Raw genomic sequence first — 469 nt, forward strand, 5'->3', positions numbered from 1 at the left:
GGTCCAGGTCATCCATAATCTGAACCTCGCCATCGCCGACAACGAGTTCATCGTGCTGCTTGGACAGTCGGGCTGCGGCAAGACGACGACGCTGCGCGCGATTGCCGGGCTCGAGACGATCGATCAGGGCGACATCCTGATCGACGGCAAGGCGGTGCAGCATCTGAAAGCTGCAGACCGCGACATCGCCATGGTGTTCCAGTCCTTCTCGCTCTATCCGCATATGACGGTGTTCGAGAACATCGCCTTTCCGTTGCGGGCCACGCGGATGAGCAGCAGTGAAGTCGACACCTCGGTGCGCGAGATCGCAAGGGTGTTGCGGATCACCGACCTGCTCGACAAGCGACCGTCTGCGCTTTCGGGCGGCGACATGCAACGCGTGGCGATCGGCCGCCGCACCAGCGCGCGGCCGACGGCGATGCTGATGGATGAGCCGATCGGCGCCCTGGACTCCAAGCTGCGCGAGGAA

Annotated in this window: 1 protein-coding gene; it reads left to right on the forward strand. The window is 63.5% G+C overall.

The annotated features are described in order from the left end of the window. The coding region (locus EOA75_RS33720; protein WP_164747801.1) for an ABC transporter ATP-binding protein at positions 1-469 on the forward strand (469 nt) is incomplete at both ends.

The organism is Mesorhizobium sp. M1A.F.Ca.IN.022.07.1.1, assembly GCF_003997575.1.
Lineage (GTDB): Bacteria > Pseudomonadota > Alphaproteobacteria > Rhizobiales > Rhizobiaceae > Mesorhizobium.